This is a genomic window from Profundibacter sp., assembly GCF_056498605.1.
This window is the reverse complement of the sequence record NZ_JBSMEZ010000090.1, coordinates 22,250-39,106: the sequence shown is the minus strand read 5'-3', so window position 1 is coordinate 39,106 and position 16,857 is coordinate 22,250. Positions and strand designations below refer to the sequence as shown.

The 16,857-nt window shown below is 56.9% G+C and carries 18 protein-coding genes; 8 read left to right on the top strand and 10 right to left on the bottom strand.

Annotated features, from left to right (window positions below; genetic code table 11):
* The 5 genes from kynU to ACWB12_RS09130 form a co-directional block, all read left to right on the top strand.
* Positions 1-1,084: kynureninase (gene kynU, locus ACWB12_RS09150; protein ID WP_479529769.1), on the top strand; the 1,084-nt coding region annotated here is incomplete at its 5' end.
* Between the two features lie 58 nt (positions 1,085-1,142).
* A complete protein-coding gene (locus tag ACWB12_RS09145) occupies positions 1,143-1,535 on the top strand; it encodes a GNAT family N-acetyltransferase (protein WP_479529768.1) in 393 nt (130 codons plus the stop codon).
* Between the two features lie 40 nt (positions 1,536-1,575).
* The gene (gene kynA / locus ACWB12_RS09140; protein ID WP_479529767.1) at positions 1,576-2,412 is read left to right on the top strand and encodes a tryptophan 2,3-dioxygenase; all 837 of its coding nucleotides are present in this window, start codon (positions 1,576-1,578) and stop codon (positions 2,410-2,412) included.
* A gap of 157 nt (positions 2,413-2,569) precedes the next feature.
* Positions 2,570-3,034 (top strand): (2Fe-2S)-binding protein, encoded by a 465-nt coding sequence (locus tag ACWB12_RS09135; RefSeq protein ID WP_479529766.1) that lies wholly within the window; start codon positions 2,570-2,572, stop codon positions 3,032-3,034.
* A 2-nt stretch (positions 3,035-3,036) separates the two neighbouring features.
* Positions 3,037-5,274, top strand: a complete 2,238-nt coding sequence (locus ACWB12_RS09130) for a xanthine dehydrogenase family protein molybdopterin-binding subunit (RefSeq protein WP_479529765.1) — start codon at positions 3,037-3,039, stop codon at positions 5,272-5,274.
* Between the two features lie 59 nt (positions 5,275-5,333).
* Here the strand turns inward: ACWB12_RS09130 and ACWB12_RS09125 are convergent, their stop codons facing one another.
* The 3 genes from ACWB12_RS09125 to ACWB12_RS09115 all read right to left on the bottom strand — a co-directional run bounded on the left by ACWB12_RS09125 (position 5,334) and on the right by ACWB12_RS09115 (position 7,482).
* Complete coding sequence (locus ACWB12_RS09125; RefSeq protein WP_479529764.1) at positions 5,334-6,017, bottom strand: D-lyxose/D-mannose family sugar isomerase; 684 nt, start codon at positions 6,015-6,017, stop codon at positions 5,334-5,336.
* 175 nt (positions 6,018-6,192) lie between these two features.
* Complete coding sequence (locus ACWB12_RS09120) at positions 6,193-6,630, bottom strand: c-type cytochrome (RefSeq protein ID WP_479529763.1); 438 nt, start codon at positions 6,628-6,630, stop codon at positions 6,193-6,195.
* Positions 6,631-6,708: 78 nt separating this feature from the next.
* Positions 6,709-7,482: a gamma-glutamyl-gamma-aminobutyrate hydrolase family protein gene (locus ACWB12_RS09115; protein WP_479529762.1), complete on the bottom strand. Its 774-nt coding sequence runs from the start codon at positions 7,480-7,482 to the stop codon at positions 6,709-6,711.
* A 184-nt stretch (positions 7,483-7,666) separates the two neighbouring features.
* Between ACWB12_RS09115 and pepN the strand changes: the two genes are divergently transcribed.
* Both pepN and ACWB12_RS09105 read left to right on the top strand, forming a co-directional pair.
* Positions 7,667-10,216, top strand: a complete 2,550-nt coding sequence (gene pepN / locus ACWB12_RS09110; RefSeq protein WP_479529761.1) for an aminopeptidase N — start codon at positions 7,667-7,669, stop codon at positions 10,214-10,216.
* 50 nt (positions 10,217-10,266) lie between these two features.
* Complete coding sequence (locus tag ACWB12_RS09105) at positions 10,267-11,013, top strand: SDR family oxidoreductase (RefSeq protein ID WP_479529760.1); 747 nt, start codon at positions 10,267-10,269, stop codon at positions 11,011-11,013.
* A gap of 3 nt (positions 11,014-11,016) precedes the next feature.
* On the opposite strand, the gene ribD is transcribed toward ACWB12_RS09105, so the two are convergent.
* Both ribD and nrdR read right to left on the bottom strand, forming a co-directional pair.
* On the bottom strand, positions 11,017-12,117 hold the full coding sequence (gene ribD / locus ACWB12_RS09100; protein ID WP_479529759.1) for a bifunctional diaminohydroxyphosphoribosylaminopyrimidine deaminase/5-amino-6-(5-phosphoribosylamino)uracil reductase RibD: 1,101 nt from the start codon (positions 12,115-12,117) through the stop codon (positions 11,017-11,019).
* Complete coding sequence (nrdR, locus tag ACWB12_RS09095; RefSeq protein WP_479529758.1) at positions 12,114-12,581, bottom strand: transcriptional regulator NrdR; 468 nt, start codon at positions 12,579-12,581, stop codon at positions 12,114-12,116. The genes ribD and nrdR overlap by 4 nt, the downstream gene beginning before the upstream one ends.
* 195 nt (positions 12,582-12,776) lie before the next feature.
* Between nrdR and ACWB12_RS09090 the strand changes: the two genes are divergently transcribed.
* Positions 12,777-12,980 (top strand): dodecin family protein, encoded by a 204-nt coding sequence (locus tag ACWB12_RS09090; protein WP_479529757.1) that lies wholly within the window; start codon positions 12,777-12,779, stop codon positions 12,978-12,980.
* A 42-nt stretch (positions 12,981-13,022) separates the two neighbouring features.
* Here ACWB12_RS09090 and ACWB12_RS09085 read toward each other — a convergent pair whose 3' ends face one another.
* Genes ACWB12_RS09085 through rpoD form a run of 5 tightly spaced genes read right to left on the bottom strand, consistent with a single transcriptional unit; the run spans position 13,023 to position 16,787 of the window.
* Positions 13,023-13,568 (bottom strand): hypothetical protein, encoded by a 546-nt coding sequence (locus ACWB12_RS09085; protein WP_479529756.1) that lies wholly within the window; start codon positions 13,566-13,568, stop codon positions 13,023-13,025.
* 16 nt (positions 13,569-13,584) lie between these two features.
* Positions 13,585-13,989: a secondary thiamine-phosphate synthase enzyme YjbQ gene (locus ACWB12_RS09080; protein WP_479529755.1), complete on the bottom strand. Its 405-nt coding sequence runs from the start codon at positions 13,987-13,989 to the stop codon at positions 13,585-13,587.
* A gap of 5 nt (positions 13,990-13,994) precedes the next feature.
* The gene (locus ACWB12_RS09075; protein WP_479529754.1) at positions 13,995-14,369 is read right to left on the bottom strand and encodes a type II toxin-antitoxin system death-on-curing family toxin; all 375 of its coding nucleotides are present in this window, start codon (positions 14,367-14,369) and stop codon (positions 13,995-13,997) included.
* Positions 14,366-14,818, bottom strand: a complete 453-nt coding sequence (locus tag ACWB12_RS09070; protein WP_479529753.1) for a hypothetical protein — start codon at positions 14,816-14,818, stop codon at positions 14,366-14,368. The genes ACWB12_RS09075 and ACWB12_RS09070 overlap by 4 nt, the downstream gene beginning before the upstream one ends.
* Positions 14,819-14,831: 13 nt before the next feature.
* Positions 14,832-16,787 (bottom strand): RNA polymerase sigma factor RpoD, encoded by a 1,956-nt coding sequence (gene rpoD, locus ACWB12_RS09065; protein ID WP_479529752.1) that lies wholly within the window; start codon positions 16,785-16,787, stop codon positions 14,832-14,834.
* Between the last annotated feature and the right edge of the window lie 70 nt (positions 16,788-16,857).

Sequence of the window (16,857 nt, the reverse complement as noted above, 5' to 3'; positions counted from 1 at the left end):
CAAAACCATGCAGGACGAATGGGGTGAAATGCTGATCACCGGTTGGAACCGTGCGGGCTGGATGGAACAGCCCACCCAGATTGGCGACCGCATTGCGCGGCTGATCGGTGCCGAATCCGGTCATGTGGTGATGGGCGATACCCTGTCGATCAAAGTCTATCAAGCATTGGCCTCGGCACTGGAAATGCGCCCTGACCGGCGCGTGATCCTGTCTGATAACGGCAATTTTCCGACGGATTTGTATATGGCCGAGGGTTTGATCGAATCCTTAGGACGCCAACACCAGTTGAAAACCCCCGCCCCCGCAGATGTGGCCGATCACATCAACGAGGATGTGGCAGTGCTGATGTTGACCGAGATCGACTACCGCACAGGGCGCAAACACGACATGAAAGCGCTGACCGAACTGGCACATGCCGCAGGCGCGCTGGTGATCTGGGATCTGGCCCATTCAGCGGGCGCGCTGCCCGTCGACCTTGCTGGTTGCAACGCCGATTTCGCCGTCGGCTGCACCTATAAATACCTGAACGGTGGCCCTGGTGCGCCCGCGTTCATCTACGTTGCACCGCGTCACACGCAGACCGTGCGCCCTGCCCTGTCTGGCTGGCTGGGCCACGCCGCCCCTTTCGCGTTTGATCTGAACTATGCCGCAGGCAGCGGCATTGAACGGATGCGCGTCGGCACCCCGCCGGTGTTGCAACTCGCTGCATTAGAGGCCGCGATGGATGTCTGGGACATGGCCGATATGGCCGATGTGCGGACAAAATCCATTGCCCTATGCGACCAGTTCATTGCTGGGGTCGAGGCCACCTGCCCCGCCTTGAAACTGGCCAGCCCGCGCGACGGGATGCAACGCGGCTCACAAGTGTCGTTCCATTTCGAGAACGGCTACGCGGCGATGCAGGCCCTGATCGCGCGCGGTGTGATCGGCGATTTTCGCGCCCCCGGTATCATGCGCTTTGGCTTTACCCCGCTATACATCGACGAGGCGGACGTGGACGCCGCCATTGCGATCATAAAGGATGTGATGGATAATACCCTATGGGACAAGGACGAATACAAACAACGCAGCCGGGTGACATAAGTGTCCGCCGCGCCACACCCAAGACCACACAGCACTTTACCATGTCTACTACCGGTCTGTGCACGAAGGTGCGGCTGCGTTTTATACCGAAGAACAACGCGTCGCTTGGGCCGTATCAGAGCAGCCAAAATCTGACAGCCCCGCAGCGGATGATGCGCTATTGCGCTGGCTCGCCGAGGTTGACGGCCAGATCGTCGGATTTATGGCCGTTACACCTGACGGCTACCTTGACCTTGCCTTTGTGCTGCCCGAATGGATGGGTCGCGGCGTGGCGCAAGCTGTCTATGACCCGCTGCTTGAATGGGCGCATGACACTGGCCTGAAACGGCTGACCACCCACGCAAGCCACTTTGCCCGCCGGTTTTTTTGCCAAACAGGGCTGGCAGGTGGATGCCCCCGAAATCCACACCCACAACGGGCAAGAATTCGAACGCTTCTGTATGAGCCTTGATCTGAACAGATCAGCATGAAAAGTGTTCTGGAGAACCACAATGAAAAACCCATTCAACCCCGCTGACGATGGCGCTGAAATGTCCTTTGACGGGCGCATGTCCTATGGCGATTATCTGCATCTGGACAAGCTGCTCGACGCACAACACCCGCTAAGCGCGGCGCATGACGAAATGCTGTTCATCATCCAGCACCAGACCAGTGAATTATGGATGCGGCTGGCCATTCACGAGGTTGTCGCAGCCCGCAGCGCATTGGCTGGCGGCACCCCGCGCCATGCGTTCAAAATGCTGGCCCGTGTGGCACGGATATTCGAGCAACTGAACTCCGCATGGGACGTGCTGCGCACCATGACGCCCTCGGAATATACCACGTTTCGCGAAACGCTTGGCCAATCCTCGGGCTTTCAATCATGGCAATACCGTTTGATCGAATTTGCCGTAGGCAATCGCAATGTGGCGATGATTAAACCGCATGAACATCGTGCCGATATTGCCAAAATTCTGCGGGCGGAACTGGCGCAACCCAGCCTCTATGACACGGCTTTACAAGTCTTGCACAAGGCGGGCCACAAGGTGCCGGATGCCGTGCTGAACCGCGACCTGTCACAACCCTATCAGGCTGATGCGGGCGTCATGGCCGCATGGACTGAGGTATACAAGAATCCGGACGAAAACTGGGAGCTATACGAGCTGGCCGAAAAGCTGGTCGATTTCGAGGATTATTTCCGACGCTGGCGGTTTAACCACGTCACCACGGTCGAGCGCATCATTGGCCTAAAACGCGGCACCGGCGGCACCAGCGGCACATCCTATTTGCGCAAAATGCTGGATGTCGAGATTTTCCCCGAACTCTGGCATCTGCGCACAGAACTATAAGCATTTTCGTTCCATAAATATCCGCGCCGCAGGCAAGAAAACTTTTAGCCTCCGGCGGGGATATTTATGCGAAAAAGAAACACAGGGCATGGACCTTTGGTATGGCCTGCATCTATGCTAAACTAACAAGTTCAGATAACAGGCAAAGGGGCGCGCAATGACAACCACCTTAACCATCAACGGTCAGATCCATCAAGTGGACCTGCCGGGTGACGTGCCTCTGTTGTGGGTGCTGCGCGATGCATTGGGCATGACCGGCACCAAATACGGGTGCGGTGTGTCGGCCTGCGGGGCCTGCACCGTGCATATCAACGGCGAGGCGGTGCGATCCTGTCAGGTGGCGCTGTCGGATGTGGATGGCGATGTGACCACAATCGAGGGGTTGGGCACACCGGATAATATGGCCGCGTTGCAAAAGGCTTGGGTTGCGCATCAGGTGGCGCAATGCGGGTACTGCCAGTCCGGCCAGATCATGCAGGCCGCCGCCTTGCTGGCTAAAAATACCACCCCAACGGACGCCGATATTAATGAGGCGATGGATGGCAATCTGTGCCGCTGTGGCACTTATGGGCGCATTCGCGCGGCGATCAAAACTGCGGCTGCCGAAATGCGGGGGGCGTGAATATGGGACGGATCAGAAAATACACCCGCCGCGCCTTTATGATTTCCACCGCAGCCGTGGCTGGTGGCGTGGCGTTCGGGGTTTATCAGGCAAAAAAGCTGCTCGCGAACCCGCTGACCCCTGCCGAAGGCGCGTATACCCTGAACCCCTATCTGATCATTGATCCGCAAGGCGTGACTATCATCGCGCCACGGGCTGAAATGGGCCAAGGGGTGCACAGCACTTTGGCCGCCCTCGTGGCTGAGGAGCTGGATGTGGCGTGGGAAGATGTGCGCGTGCTGCATGGCCCCGCAGCACAAGCCTATTACAACGGTGCACTGATCACAGGCCACGCGGAATTCGAGGATGGCAAACGCACCGCATGGCAAAATTTTACCCGTGAAGCGATGGATGTGTTGCCCAAAACTCTGGCCTTGCAGGTCACCGGTGGATCAACGGCCACCATTGATGCCTACGTGAAAATGCGCATGGCTGGCGCGACGGCGCGTGAGGTTTTGAAACTGGCGGCTACCGCACAAATGGGTGATGGCGACTATGGCACCGAAAACGGTCATGTCATTGCGCCGGACGGCACCAAACTGCCCTATATTGATCTCGCCGAGGCGGCAGCAAGCATCACGCCCCCCAAAGACGTGACCCTGCGCCCATCCTCCGAATGGAAATATCTGGGCCGCGATATGCCACGCGTCGATATGGTGGCCAAATCCACCGGCACAGCGCAATACGGAGCAGATATCCGGTTGGAGGGGATGAGATTCGCTACGGTGCGGATCAATCCACGGCTTGGCGCTGGGATGAGCTCGTTTGACGCGAGCGAGGCCAAAGCGATGGCCGGTGTCGAGAGGGTGATTGACCTTGGCAACGGCATAGCCGTGGTGGCCAGCAACACATGGCTGGCAATTCAGGCGGCAGATGCGGTGCAGATCGAATGGGAAGCCGCCCCCTACCCCGCGACCACAGAGGCGATGATGCAAGTGATCGAGGCATCACTAGACGACAGCCCCAATTCAACCCTGCGCAATGACGGCAACGCGGATACCATGCCCGACGGTGCCACCGAAATCAGTGCCCAATACCGTGTGCCCTATCTGGCGCACGCGACGATGGAGCCGATGAACGCAACTGCGCTGTTCACGGGTGACGCGCTTGAAATCTGGTGCGGTAATCAGGCGCCAATCGTGTTGCAGGCCAAGACCGCAGATGCGGTCGGCCTGAAGGATGCGCAAGTCACAGTCCACACCCCGTTTCTGGGTGGTGGGTTCGGGCGCCGTGCCGAGGCAGACGCTGCCGTGCTGGCTGCCAAAGTGGCGCAAGCGATGCCGGATGTGCCCGTCAAAGTCACATGGAGCCGTGAAGAAGACATGCGGCATGATTTCTACCGTCCCGCCGCCATTGCCCAGATGCGGGGCGGTGTAAAGGACGGCAAAGCAGTGCTATTTGACGCCAAAATTGCCGCGCCGTCAGTGACCCGCCAATCCTTGCTGCGCATTTCCGGCTTTGCCCCGCCCGGCGCAGATGTGGCGCATATGGAGGGGGCCAGTAATCAGCCCTACGCCATCCCGAATTACCGCGTCGCGGGCCATTTGGCCGATGTCGATGTGCCCATCGGGTTCTGGCGTTCGGTGGGCAATTCGTTCAACGGGTTTTTCCACGAAAGTTTTATTGACGAGATGGCCCATGCGGCAGGGGCTGATCCACTACAGTTTCGCATTGAGCTGATTGCCCCCCATAGCGCCCCATCAGCCACTTTGCTGGAAGAGGTGCGCAAAATGTCGGGCTGGAACGGTAAAACGCCCGATGGAATAGGGCGCGGCGTGGCATTCACATGGTCGTTCGGCACCCCCGTTGCCCAAGTGATCGAGGTGGCCAACAGTGACGATGGCATCCGCATCACCAACGCATGGATCGCCTGTGACGTTGGCACGGCGCTGGATCCGCGCAACATCCGCGCCCAGATGTCGGGCGGGATGATTTACGGGCTGTCCGCTGCCGTGCATGGTGAAATCAGTTTTGAAGATGGCGAAGTGCAGCAGGAAAACTTCCCTGATTACGACGCGCTACGGATGGGAACCGCCCCTAACATCGAAGTGAAGGTTCTGGAAAACAACATCCATATGGGCGGCGTTGGCGAGCCTGGAACACCGCCCTCCATGCCGGCCTTGGCCAATGCGCTGTTTGATTTAACGGGCATGCGGGCGCGAGAATTACCGTTGTCAAAAACCTTTGATTTTGCCACCTGATCAAGTGGCCGGATGCCTGCGGCGCAGGTATTTAGAGCAAGAAGAAGGGGGAGGTCGCACTATAGCCACCGGTCGTAGTCTGAAACCAGCAGGTGGGTCGGGGTCACATCTTCGTCCACATTGGCAAAGCGGCCAATTTTCTCGCGAAACACATTGTCGGTCTCGTCGTCATTGACTGTTGATACCTCGCCGATCAGCACATCACCGCCTTCGCCCCAGAACGCGTGCCAGTCACCGGGCATCAGGGTAACGCTGGCCCCGGGGGGCAGCATCAGGATTTCACCCGCTGCAAATGCCCGCTTAACCCCGTCGCAAAATACGGTGCCGCCTGATGTACCGTCAAAATTGCCATCCGCGTCCGAGCCGAACAATTCTACCGCCAGTGTCGCACCTCCACGGTTGATGATGTCTTCGGCCTTGATCACATGGGTGTGCATCGGGCTGATCTGGTCCTTGCGCGAGATCAGCAGCTTTTCGGCGTAACACATACCGCCACCACGTTGCAGATCGGCCAGACGCCCGTTGCGCAGGGTGAACAGGAACAGGCCCATCTCGTCAAACTTGCCCAGCCCGTAATCGGTTATATCCCAGCCCATCCGCGCCGTTATCACCGCATCTGAACGGGGTGCATTGGCCTTGAATTCATCCGGTGACCAATAGGCAAAAGGCGGCAGGGTAAAGCCGAAATGTCGGATCATATCGTCCGCTGATGCCATAATATCATTGATGGTCGAGCGTTTCACAGGATCATTCCCCTTGCCTATAACGTTTCGACTTTACCATAAATCATATTGCAACACATTACGCGTTTGAGCGTTAGCGAAAGGCAGCTTAATGTGTTGCAAACATAAGTCGAATTGCTTTAACAGTTCCATGCACCATAGGCGCAGAAAACGTTGATCAGCAAGCAGGTATAGATTAGTTAATGCCGTTGGCCCGCTGCAGCGCCCTGACATAGGCGATGATTGTGCCAACTTCGGCATCCGTGATCCCGTCAACCGGCGGCATATTTCCAAACCGCCAATGGTGCGACCGGACACCGTTGCGCGCGGCTATCAGAAATGCGGCATCCCCGTGGTGCGATGGCTTGTAAATCTTGTGCACAAGCGGCGGGGCAACCCCGACCTGCCCTACAGCGTTTTCCCCGTGGCACGATGCACATTTGGCAACATAGGCCGCCTGCCCCAGCGCGGCTTTGCCCGCAAGGTCAGGCACTGTGACCCCGACAATAGCACGGCCTGTGAGGGCCTCGCCCGTTGCAGGCACGACTTGCGGTTTGTTGTAAGATGTATAAATCAACGCCCCGAAACCGGCCAATGCCAGCACCGCGATGCCACTGCGTAAATTATTGTTCATATCGCCCCGCATTCCTGTCGCTGTCTGCAAACTGTGCAGCTTCAGTTAGTTGAGGGTCAAGCGGTTAATTCGCCTGCTTCACGCCGATTTCAGCGCGTGCGTTCGCCCAGCCACCCAGTCGCGCGCCGCATCGCCGAAACGTTCAAACAGCGGCCGCGAAACCGGATCATTGCCCGCGTTATATTCAGGGTGCCATTGCACAGCCAGGGTAAAGCCGGGCGCGTCGCGCACATAGGTGGCCTCGGGCGTGCCATCATCGGCGTAGCCGTCAACCACAATGCGCGGGCCCGCATCCTTGATCCCCTGCCCGTGCAGGGTATTGGTCATCACGTTGGCATCACCCAAAATCCGGTCAAACACCCCGCCCTTGGTAAAGCGCACACAATGACGCGGCGCGAATTTTTCATCCAGCGTGCCATCGGGCGGCATCCGGTGGTTCATTCGCCCCTCAAGGTCGCGGATCTCAGGGTATAATGTGCCGCCCATCGCCACGTTCACCTCTTGAAAACCACGGCAAACGCCGAAAAACGGCTGGCCACGGTCCACACAGGCGCGGATCAGCGGCAGGGTAATTTCATCGCGGCAACGGTCAAACGTGCCATACGCCTCGGTTTCTTTTTCGCCGTATTCTGTCGGGTGCACATTGGGGCGCCCGCCAGTGAACAGAAATCCATCGCAAGCCTCCAGCAATTCGTCGACCGTGACATATTTCGGGCTGGTCGGGATCAGCAGTGGCATACAACCGGCAACATTGCTGATCGCCTCGGAATTCATCGTGCCGCTGGCATGGACAGTATAATCGCCGTCAAGCGTGTTGAAGTTGGCGATAATTCCGATGATTGGGCGTGCCATATGTGTGACCTGTTGTTGATTGTCCTGTTTTCCATATACGACAAGACTCATCCCTCGCATAGCGCACGTTACGCACACCCAATGAGGCTTATGTGCGATTTCACACATGACAGCCTTAAGGAAAGCCGCTTGCACCCCGATTTGCATCGGTTACCCTAGCGCAAATTTCCAAAGGATGCCCGAAATGCCAAAAGACGCTGTCACAATCCACCTGTCCGATTACACCCCGCCCGCCTATCTGGTAGATACGGTGCATCTGACGTTCAAACTGTCAGGCGGCGCAACGCGGGTGATCTCGAAAATCCGGTTTCGGCCCAATCCGGAAACAGAAAACCGTGACTTTTTCCTGCACGGTGAACATCTGACCCTGATCCGCGCCTCAATCGACGGGCAAGACTGGAAACCCTACGTGACCGACGACGGGCTGACCGCCAAAGTGCCCGATGCCCCCTTCGACTGGGAATGCGAGGTCGAGATTGCGCCCGAAAGCAACACAGCGCTTGAGGGGCTATACATGTCCAACAAAATGTATTGCACCCAATGCGAGGCCGAAGGCTTCCGGCGTATCACCTACTACCCCGACCGCCCCGACGTGATGGCCGTTTTCACGGTGCGTATTGAGGGCGATCTGCCAGTATTGTTGTCCAACGGCAACCAGACCAGCAACGGCACAGGTTGGGCGCAATGGCATGACCCGTGGCCAAAACCGGCCTATCTGTTTGCGCTGGTGGCAGGCGATTTACGCAACGTTACTGACACATTCACCACCATGTCGGGACGCAAGGTTGAATTGAACATCTGGGTGCGGCCCGACGACATCGACAAATGCGCCTTCGGTATGGAAGCCCTGAAAAAGTCGATGAAATGGGACGAAGATGTTTACGGACGCGAATATGATCTGGACTTGTTTAACATCGTTGCGGTGGATGATTTCAACATGGGGGCGATGGAAAACAAGGGGCTGAACATCTTCAATTCGTCTTGCGTTCTGGCCAGCCCAGAAACCGCGACTGACGCCAATTTTGAACGCATCGAGGCGATCATCGCGCATGAATATTTCCACAACTGGACCGGCAACCGCATCACCTGCCGCGACTGGTTCCAACTGTGCCTGAAAGAGGGACTGACCGTGTTTCGGGACCAGTCGTTCACCGGAGATATGCGTGGCCACGGGGTGAAGCGGATCAACGATGTGTTGCAGCTGCGCGGGCGGCAATTTCGCGAGGATCAGGGGCCGCTGGCGCATCCGGTTCGTCCCGCCAGCTTCGTTGAAATAAACAACTTCTACACCGCCACAATTTACGAAAAAGGCGCCGAGGTGATCGGCATGTTGAAACGGCTGGTGGGGGATGCGGATTATGCCCGTGCGCTGGATTTATATTTCGAACGCCACGACGGCGACGCCGCCACGATCGAGGACTGGTTGCAGGTGTTCGAGGACACCACAGGGCGTGACCTGACCCAGTTCAAGCGTTGGTATTCACAGGCTGGCACACCGATCCTGACCGTGACTGATGACTATAAGGGCGGCACATACACCCTTCATTTCAAACAAAAAACACCGCCCACACCAGGGCAGGTGATGAAACAGCCACAGGTCTTACCGATTGCCGTCGGGTTGCTTGGCCAGAATGGGGATGAAGTGCTGAAAACCACGGTTCTCGAGATGACTGAAAGCGAGCAAAGTTTCAGCTTTGAGGGGCTGGCAGCCAAACCTATCCCGTCGATCCTGCGCGGATTTTCCGCCCCCGTAGTGCTGCGCCGCGACACCAGCAACAAGGAACGCGCGTTCCTGCTGGCGCATGACACCGACCAGTTTAACCGCTGGGAGGCAGGGCGCGTTTTGGGCAAGGATCTGATGCTGCGGATGGTCACGCAGGGGGCCACAGCCGACACCTTATATCTGGATGCCTTGGCGCAGGTCGTGCGCAATGACAGCCTTGATCCGGCCTACCGTGCCTTGATGTTGCGCGCGCCCGGTCAGGACGATATCGCGCAATCCTTGGCCCAATCTGGCCATGTGCCGGACCCCGCTCAAATCTACCGCGCGGCCCAAACACTGGAACAAGCCAAGGCACAGCATGTGCAGGATATTCTGCCCCGCCTTTACGCTGAAATGCATGTGCCCGCCCCCTATTCGCCCGATGCGGGACCCGTTGGCAAACGCGCGTTGCAAGGTGCAGTTCTGTCGCTGATCACACGGCTGGACGGGGGGGCTGCGGCGCGGGCGCAATATGCCGCTGCCGCCGACATGACCCAGCAATTCGGCGCATTGACCTGCCTGCTGGACGCCGATACCGGCGAGGCCGAGCTGGCCGCGTTCTATGAACAATGGGCAGCCGACCGTCTGGTGATCGACAAATGGTTCGGCGCACAGGTCAGCCTAGCAGCACCCGAGAAGGCGGCAAGCATTGCCGACGCCCTGACCCGTCACGCGGACTTCGAGATGACCAATCCGAACCGGTTTCGCGCTGTATTCGGGGCCTTGTCGATGAATGCCGCCGGTTTCCACGACGCATCAGGCGCATCCTACAGCCTGTTGGCTGATTGGCTGATTGCGCTGGACCCGGTGAACCCGCAAACCACCGCCCGCATGATGACCGCGTTCCAGACATGGCGCCGCTATAGCGGCGAACGACAAGCCATGATCAAAACGGCGCTGGAACGGATTGCGGCTACCGACGGGCTGTCGCCCGACACCACCGAAATGGTTAGCCGGATATTGCAGGGTTGACCCTGACGATGATCAAGTGGGCCATGAGGGCGAAGGAAGGGATAGATGCCATGGCAAAATGTGTTCTAATAACCGGCGGCAGCGCCGGTATCGGCGCGGCTGTGGCACGCATCGCTGCAACTCGGGATTATGATGTGGCGTTGACCTATAGGTCCGGCAAAGCAGGCGCCGAGACTGTGGCCAAGGTCGTGCAGGCCACCGGCAAGCGCTGCGAGATATACCAATGCGATGTGGCTGATCCAGCGCAAATTGACGCCTTGTTCAAAGCATTTGACAATGATTTCAGCCGACTGGATGCGTTGGTCAACAACGCAGGCATTGTCGATGTGGCAGCGCGGGTGGATGAAATCGACCACGCCCGCCTGCGCCGCATTTTTGATGTCAACGTAATAGGTGCCTTTCTGGTTGCGGGTCAGGCCGTGCGCCGGATGTCCACCAGATACGGCGGAAACGGCGGGGTAATCGTCAATATGTCCTCGATCGCGGCCACCCTTGGCGCGGGCAATCAATATGTCGATTACGCCGCCACCAAAGGCGCGATCGACACGATGACCATCGGGTTGGCGCAAGAGATCGCCAATGAAGGTGTGCGGGTTGTTGGCCTCCGCCCCGGCATTATTGATACCGAAATCCACGCCAAAGGCGGCGAGCCGAACCGTGGGGCCAAAATGGAAAGCTGGATCCCGATGAAACGCATGGGCACCGCAGATGAAGTGGCCGAGGCAACGCTGTGGCTGATGTCGGACAAGGCGTCCTATGTGACCGGCAGCACGCTGAACGTAGCAGGCGGGCGCTAGCTGTTAGCCCCGCACCCAGCGATGCATCACATCACCTCCCACGGCCCGACACTCCACCAGTTCAAACCGTGGTGCGGACGCCAATCGTTGCAATCCCATCGGCCCCAAAGACGGAACCCCTTCGGCCCCGATGGCAATGCCTGCGGTGAACCCGATCAGCTCGTCCACCAGCCCTGCCCCCAGCAATGACGCGGCAAACGCACCACCACCCTCGACAAACACCCGCGTTAATCCTGCCGTGCCCAAGGCCTGCAGTATCGAGGTAGGCTCCAGCATGCCGTGGCGCACATCACACGGCAGCAACGTTGCGCCTAGTCCTGTCCATACATCCTTTAATGCCAGATCAGCATCCGCCCCGTGGCACAGCCACAGCGGAATATCCCGCGCCGTGGTCGCCAACCTTCCGCCCAGCGGCAAATCCAGTCGCCGCGACGCAACCACCCGCACCGGTTGCCGATCTACGCCCAAATCACGCACGGTTAGCGACGGGTCATCGCTGCGCGCCGTGCCGCCACCCACCATCACCGCATCGTGACGTGCCCGCATCAAATGTGCCATCCGGCGGGCGCCCGGGCCCGTAATCCACTGGCTTTCCTTCGTGGCAGTGGCGATGCGCCCGTCAAAACTGTTGGCCAGTTTAAGGGTGACCATTGGGCGGCCATCCTGCACCCGTTTCAAAAAACCGGAATGCGACCGCTCAGCGGCGACCTGCCCAACCCCCGTCACCACTTCGATCCCTGCATCCCGCAACATCGCGTGGCCCTTGCCCGCCACCCGCGCATCCGGATCCTCAAGTGCGCTCACAACCTGCGCTACCCCCGCCGCGATTAACGCTTGGGCACAGGGCGGGGTTTTACCGTGATGCGCACATGGCTCTAACGTAACATAGGCCACCGCGCCCCGCGCCGCATCCCCCGCCTGTTCAATCGCAATGGTTTCCGCATGGGGCCGTCCGCCATCGGCGGTCCAGCCACGCCCGACAATCCGGCCATTTGAAACGATCACACAACCAACCGCTGGATTGGGCCAGACACGCCCCAAACCACGCTCGCCCAACGACAGGGCAAGCGCCATGAAACGCGCATCACTGGCTGCTTGGGTCACTCGTCCGGTTCAACATCCGGACGCAGTTCACTGACAAATTTATCAAAGTCGTCAGCCGCCTGGAAGTTCTTGTAAACACTGGCAAATCTCACATAGGCCACGGTGTCGATCCGCGCCAGAGATTCCATCACAATCTCGCCAATCACATCGGATTTGATGTCTGTCTCGCCCATGCTTTCCAACCGGCGGATGATGCCGGAAATCATCTGGTCCATACGCTCTGGCTCGACTGGGCGTTTTTGCAGCGCCATGCGGATCGAACGCTCCAGCTTATCGCGGCCGAATTCCTCGCGGCGACCGTTGGATTTGATCACCACAAGGTCGCGCAATTGCACGCGTTCATAGGTAGTGAACCGTCCTGCACAGGCCGGGCAAAACCGTCTTCGCCTGATGGCCGCGTGGTCCTCGGCGGGCCGTGAATCTTTGACTTGGGTATCGACGTTTCCACAAAAAGGGCAGCGCATAGCCTCTCCATTGGGTTAGTGAATGTGTTATCCACAGGCACTATAGGACAGCCGCAACCCTTTGGGTAGGGGGGAAATGCACCCGCTATATATTGTCACTTATCCTCAACACATCTTCGTCAGAAATTACGGTTTTTTCTTTGCTACGTGGCGTTTTTGTGGAACCCTACCCCCCTTAACCAAAGGGAGATTATTATGAGTGTCGCACGTGTAACCGAAATATCCTCATCCTCGAAAAAAGGCTTTGATGACGCAGTTGAGGAAGGCATCAAACGCGCCTCCAAAACCCTGCGCGGCATCACCAGTGCTTGGGTGAAAGAGCAAAAAGTGTCTGTCAAAGACGGCAAAGTCATGGAATTCCGCGTTAATATGATGGTGACGTTCGTTCTGGACGACTAACAAATGCGCAAACGTGTGCCCTGTAACGGGCGCACGTTATCCTTAGTTACAAGCACCCCAGCTGCGTTCGTTAAAATCCCAGCACTGACCGGCTGCAATCTTGGCATCATAAATGCTGCCGCCATAAACGTAACTGGACGTTCCTACATCACATAATAACGTCACCAGATTTTTTTCTTGTTCGGGGTCGTCACGATACATAAACACGTTGATCTCGCCCCATTTCTCTAACTGCATTTCGGCTTCGGTGTCGCCGTCTTCGGACGTAACAATGCGCGAAACACCTCCCAGGACCTCATAGGTGATATCCCCATTGGTAAAATACATGCTCTCGTAAATGCTACTGCCAACGCCAGGCCACGGCACAAAATCGGCGTCCACCACAGGGACCGACAGTTGCAAATCCGGCGGCGCACCGACAAATCCGAATGTATAGGTCACGTCATCGCCTTTCACACACACATCGACGTATTGGCGCGCCCCGCTAAAGGTGCAGGTCAGAAATGTAGCGTTCGGGCTGGCACATTCGGCAAAACCCGCGGTCGTACTCGCCACAAATGCCAATATTGAAATGCTTGTCCGTATCATTACTTTGCTCCTGAATTCATCCCAGATGCGCCACCACTTGGCGGTCATGCGATGCGTTGCGATGTTCGAAAAGGTAAATTCCCTGCCATGTTCCTAGCCGCATTTGGCCATTTTGGACAGGAATTGACAAGCTGACCGGTAACATCGCCGCCTTGATATGGGCGGGCATGTCGTCGGGGCCCTCATAGGTGTGGGTCAGATAGGCCATTTTTGGGTCGGTAGTGGGTGGCACCAAGCGGTGAAAGAAGTTCTGCATATCAGTCTGCACTTCCGGGTCGGCGTTTTCCTGAATCAGCAGGCTGGCCGAGGTGTGTTGTATCAGCAGCGTCAGCAGTCCGTCGCCGGTAACCCAATCGGCAACTTGGCGAGTGAATTCATAGAGGCCAGGGCCGGTGGTGGGGATAGTGAATGTGGTTTGCATGTCAATCAAGCCCGAACCAAACGGACTTTGAGCCAAGGCACAAGTTCTTCAAACGTCATTTCTCCCTTTGCTACCATTACAACGATATCATCCACCTTTTCGTTTTCGTGCAAAACGAGACGATACCCACTTCGCCGTAACAACAATTCCGTTGTGATGAGCGCTGTGCGCTTGTTGCCATCAGTAAACCCGTGATTTTGAACAAGCGCATGCATCAGCGCCGCTGCCTTGCGCGATATTGCACGGTGATAACCCGAATATGGCCGACCGATTGCAGATTGGATCAACTCAGAACTTACAACACCTGACCGCCCACCATATCGCATGGCCTCCTCATGTGCGGCAATCACATCGGCATAGGTGACACGATAGTGGCTCACCTGTTCACAAGACGTTCTAGCGCTTCTCGGTTTTCAAAGGATGACTCTTTTATTGAAGTGTCTGAAACCGGTCGTGGAGAAAGTGACGTCCAATTTGCAGCTACAAGTTTCGCAACAAGGTAAGAAAAATGGCCAATGTTATCTGTGATTTTCTCTGGCGAGTATCCTCCGCCGTGTAGGTTGGAATCGACCGCCATTTCCGCAAAGGATATCAAGCCACCCAGTTTTTCCAAAAAGTATGCGTCAGAGTCCGCAATACTCCTTGTTGGCCCATGAGCCTTGCGAAAATCGAATGCCGAACTCAACGTGTCCTTATGAAACCTGAGTTCCTCCAAAAGCCGTTTCTTTGCCTCTCTAGCAATTTCCTCATGCAGAGCGTCATTAGCTATCTGCCGAATTTGCTCAATCGCGCGTTCTGAAACGAAAGAATAGTCATTTCGGTTTCTCATTTCATGCACACTCCTACTGATCCAAGAACGACCGCAACTTGCGAGACCTTGACGGATGCTTCAACTTGCGCAACGCCTTGGCCTCAATCTGCCGGATCCGCTCGCGTGTCACGCTAAACTGCTGCCCGACTTCTTCCAGCGTGTGGTCCGTGTTCATGCCAATGCCAAACCGCATCCGCAAAACCCGTTCCTCGCGTGGGGTCAATGACGACAGCACCCGCGTGGTGGTTTCCTTCAGGTTTTCCTGAATGGCCGAATCCAGTGGCAAAACCGCATTCTTATCCTCGATGAAATCACCCAGTTGCGAGTCTTCCTCATCGCCAATCGGCGTTTCCAGCGAGATCGGCTCTTTGGCGATCTTCATCACCTTGCGCACCTTCTCAAGCGGCATTTGCAGCTTCTCGGCCAATTCTTCCGGCGTCGGCTCGCGGCCAATTTCATGCAGCATCTGGCGCCCCGTCCGAACCAGCTTGTTGATCGTTTCGATCATATGCACCGGAATACGGATGGTCCGGGCCTGATCGGCGATCGAACGGGTGATTGCCTGCCTGATCCACCACGTCGCATAGGTGCTGAATTTATAACCTCGGCGGTATTCAAATTTGTCCACAGCCTTCATCAGCCCGATGTTGCCTTCTTGAATTAAATCAAGGAATTGCAAGCCACGGTTGGTGTATTTTTTGGCAATCGAAATCACCAGACGCAGGTTCGCCTCAACCATTTCTTTCTTGGCTTGCCGTGCCTCTTTCTCGCCCTTTTGAACCTGCTGCACAATGCGGCGGAATTCGGGGATATCCAGCCCGATATACTGCCCCACCTGCGCCATCTCGGCCCGCAGCTCTTCGATTTTCGGGGTCGAGCGTTCCAGCAAGGCCTGCCAGCCACGGCCAGCCTTTTCGCCCATGTTCTCCAGCCACATCGGGTCCATTTCGTGATCGCGATACGCCTCGATAAATTCACGCCGGTTGATCCGCGCCTGGTCCGCCAGTTTCACCATATTGCTGTCAATCGACATGATGCGGCGGTTCACCCCATACATCTGGTCAATCAGCGCGTCGATCCGGTTATTGTGCAGGTGTAATTCGTTCACCAGCGTCACAATTTCCGTGCGTAATTTCTGATATTTGGTTTCTTCCTTCTTCGAAAAACTCTCGTCTTCGTTCAAGGTTGCCGAAACCCGCGTGTCCTGCATTTCCGAAAGCAACGCGTAATCGCGCGCGATCAGGTCCAGCGTTTCCAGAACCCGCGGCTTAAGCACCGCTTCCATCGCTGCCAGCGACAAGTTGGCCTGTTCTTCCTCGTCGTCATCATCGTCATCTGTCGCAATCGGGTTGCCGTCCGCATCCAGTTCCTGCGCTTCTTCTTTCTTCTCGGCCGTCGCCCCATCGGCCGTTGGCGCAACCACAGGCTCCTCGTCTTCTTCTTCGCCCATCGTGTTGCCGAACGTGGTTTCCAGATCGATCACATCACGCAGCAAAATATCCTCGCTCAACAGCTCGTCACGCCAGATGGTGATCGCGTTAAACGTCAGCGGGCTTTCGCATAGCCCCAAAATCATCGTATTGCGGCCAGCCTCGATCCGCTTGGCAATGGCAATCTCGCCCTCGCGGCTCAGCAATTCGACACTGCCCATTTCGCGCAGATACATCCGTACAGGATCATCAGTGCGGTCCAGCTTTTCGCCGCCCGTGACCGTCAGGGCAATGTCTTTGGTGCCCGATGTCGTGGTCACATCGGTCGTGCCCTTGTCCTCTTCTTCGTCGTTCTCGATGATGTTGATGCCCATTTCCGACAACATCGACATCACATCTTCAATCTGCTCACTGCTCACCTGATCCGGTGGCAATACCTTGTTCAGCTGGTCATAGGTGACATAGCCCCGCTCGCGCCCCTCAGAGATCATCTTTTTGACGGCGGCTTGGCCCGTGTCGGCGATATCGTCTTTGTCGTCAGTGTCTTTGGCGGCCATCTACAAGGTCCTTTCGGGGACTAGTGATTCGTTTTTACGTGCTACTTTCGAATCAACACGGCGAATCACT